This is a genomic window from Longimicrobiaceae bacterium (genome assembly GCA_035936415.1).
In the GTDB taxonomy this organism is placed as follows: Bacteria; Gemmatimonadota; Gemmatimonadetes; order Longimicrobiales; family Longimicrobiaceae; genus JAFAYN01.
Genome location: DASYWD010000146.1, coordinates 1 through 2,288 on the forward strand (window position 1 = coordinate 1; position 2,288 = coordinate 2,288).

Below are 2,288 nucleotides of genomic sequence, written 5' to 3' on the forward strand. Positions count from 1 at the left end.
CGCGCAGCCCGCGCCCGCCGAGCGCGGCGGCGGCGGCCAGCCCGGCAGGACCCTTGCCGAGGACGAGAGCGTCGAGCATCGAGGGGCGCGCTGAGGGGGGAGCCGGTCGGCTGAGATTGCACAAACCCTGGACGACAACTATATATCGGTTGGACACGGACGGGTAAACCCGCAGCCGGAACCATGATCCAGATCGGAAGCACGAGCCGGGAGATGGACCCCGCGCTCCTCCGCGCGCCGGGGGGGTTCGCCTGGTGGTACGCGGACCTCGTCACGCCGGACGGGGACGGCGTGGTGCTGATCTGGTCGTTCGGGCTCCCCTTCCTCCCCGGCTACGCCGACGCTTCGCGGCGCGGCGCCCCCCAGCTCCCCGCCGACCGCCCCAGCGTCAACGTGGTGGCGTACTCCCGCGGCGTCCCCACGGTCTACCTCCTCCAGGAGTACCCCGCCGCCGAAGCGTCCTGGGCCGACGCGGACGGCGCGCAGCGGATCGGGCGGTGCCGCTTCCTCCGCACCGCCGCCGACGGGCGCTGCTCGCTGGATGCCGACCTGGACTGCCCCGTCCCCGGCTCGTCGAAGCGCCTCACCGGGAGGGTACGCGTCCAGGGCGTCGCCCGGATCTCTCCGGAGGAGCCGTCCTCCGATGACGCGCCGCACCTGTGGACCCCGCTCACCGGCCCGGCGGAGGGGACGGCGGTGCTCCGCCTCGGCGGCCGGGAGGTGGCGCGGGTGAGCGGGCGCGCGTACCACGACCGCAACGGCGGGAGCGTCCCCCTCCACGCACTGGGGATCGAGCGGTGGATGTGGGGGCGCTTCCCGCTGGAGGGGCGCGAGGCGGTCTACTACCTCCTCTGGCCGCGGGGGGGAGGCGCGCCGGAGTGCCTGGGCGTCGTGCTCCACGCGGACGGGTCCACCGAGGAAGTCCCGGCCCTCGACGTGGAGACGGGCCCGGAGCGCCGCAGCTTCGCGGGGCTCCGCTGGGCGGAGTGGATCCGGCTTTGGGCCGGCGGCGAGAGATGGCTGGAGGTGCGCCACCGCGCCCTCGCCGATGTGGGGCCCTTCTATCTCCGCCTCCTCTCCGAGGGGACCGTCGCCGGAGGGGAGAGCGCCCTGGGATGGGGCGAGCTGTGCGTGCCGGACCGGGTGGACCTGCCGCTGCACCGCCCACTCGTGCGGATGCGCGTGCACCGGGTGGGAGGAGCGAACTCGCTCTGGCTCCCGCTCTTCACCGGCCCGCGCCGCCGCCGCGCCGCGCGCCTCCTGCGGCACGCGCTGGCGGGGGGGCGGGGGTGAGCGGGCACTGGGCCGCCTGGGCGCTCCTCGCCCTCCCCGGCGCGCTGGTGCTGGGGACCGTCGCCTTCAACCTGCTCGCCTGGCCGCGGGGGAGCGCCGCGGGACGCATCCGGGGGCGGGTCTCGGTCTGCGTCCCCGCGCGCGACGAGGCGGAGCGGATCGAGCGCTGCGTCCGCGCGGCCCTCGCCGGCACGCAGGCGCCGGACGAGGTGCTGGTGTACGACGACGGCTCCACCGACGGGACCGGAGCCATCGTCGCGCGGATCGCGGCGGAGGACGGGCGGGTGCGGCTGGTCGCGGGCGGTCCGCTCCCCGCGGGGTGGGTGGGGAAGCCGCACGCCTGCCACCGGCTCGCGCGGGAGGCCGCGGGCGACGTGCTCGTCTTCCTGGACGCGGACACCGTCGCCTCGGCGGAGTGCCTGGCGCGCGTGGGCTCGCTGCTGGAGGGGATGCGGGCCGACGTGGTGACCGCGGCGCCCCGGCACGTGGTCGGCAGCTTCGGGGAGCGGCTGGTGATCCCCCTGCTGCACCTCACCTACCTCTCCTGGCTCCCGCTCCCGCTGGTGTGGCGCTCCCGCGACCCCCGCTTCCTGGTGGCGAACGGGCAGATCCTGGCCGTCCGGCGGGCGGCGTACGAGGCGGCGGGCGGCTGGGCCGCGGTGCGCGCCGAGGTGGTGGACGACGTGGCGTTCTGCAGGCGGGTCAAGGAGACGGGCGGCCGCGTGGTCTTCGCGGACGGACACCGCATGGCGACCGTGCGGATGTACGACGGGTGGCGCCCGCTGTGGGAGGGGTTCTCCAAGAACCTGTACGAGGGGATCGGGGGGCACCCCGCCGCCCTGGCCGGGGTCCTCGCCCTCTATGGCGGCGTCTTCCTGCTCCCGTACGCCGCCCTCGCAGCCGCGCTCGCCGGGGCGGATGCGCTCCTGGCACCCTCCCTGGCGGGCGTCGCCGCCGGGGCGGCGGCGCGTGCGCTGCTGGCCGCGCGCTTCCGC

Annotated in this window: 2 protein-coding genes; both read left to right on the plus strand. The window is 76.4% G+C overall.

The annotated features are described in order from the left end of the window. Positions 1-183: 183 nt before the first annotated feature. Entirely contained in the window at positions 184-1,293 is a 1,110-nt protein-coding gene (locus VGR37_05710; protein ID HEV2146874.1) for a hypothetical protein, read from the plus strand. Continuing rightward, positions 1,290-2,288, plus strand: a 999-nt coding sequence (locus VGR37_05715; GenBank protein ID HEV2146875.1) for a glycosyltransferase family 2 protein, incomplete at its 3' end; no start/stop codon positions are given. The genes VGR37_05710 and VGR37_05715, both read left to right, overlap by 4 nt.

Bases quoted from the DNA above. Each gene is read 5' to 3' on its own strand.
- VGR37_05710 (HEV2146874.1), top strand. From the start codon at position 184: ATGATCCAGATCGGAAGCACGAGCCGGGAGATGGACCCCGCGCTCCTC.